Source organism: Roseovarius halophilus (ex Wu et al. 2025), from assembly GCF_047086965.1.
The window spans coordinates 1-428 of the sequence record NZ_JBKOTX010000573.1; the positions used below are offsets into that span (position 1 = coordinate 1).

Annotated in this window: 1 protein-coding gene; it reads left to right on the forward strand. The window is 57.7% G+C overall.

Annotated elements, in window-relative coordinates:
* Window positions 1-292, forward strand: a 292-nt coding sequence (locus tag ACH107_RS33555; protein WP_412509893.1) for a DUF6362 family protein, incomplete at its 5' end; no start/stop codon positions are given.
* Window positions 293-428: the final 136 nt, after the last annotated feature.

Consider the following 428-nt stretch of genomic DNA (forward strand, 5'->3'; position numbering starts at 1 on the left):
GGGACAGGAGCCGCGGATGAAAAAGCCGCTGCCCTCGCCGCGGATGATCACGCAAGCCGATGAGGCGATGCTCTGGCTGCGGTGGGTCGACAAGGACATTGGCCAGATCCTCTGGGCGCGCGCCAACCGCAAGCCGTGGAAACGGATCACCTGGCACCACGGCATCAGTCGGGCCACGGCAAACCGCCGACACGACTATGGGCTGGCTGTGATTGTTTGGAAGGTGAATGGACGGACCGTGCCGCGCAAACGATCGATGGCGTATGTGATCTCAAAGACGCGTGGGTCTTGAATAGGGAGGAATTTCTATTCAAGTTTAGAGCGTGATAGTTTAATAAGGCGCGGTGGTTATTAAAGGTTCGCACCATGACGGCAGAGCGCAATCAAAGACTGGGCACGTTCGTTGAAACAAGCGCAGGCGGTGAACG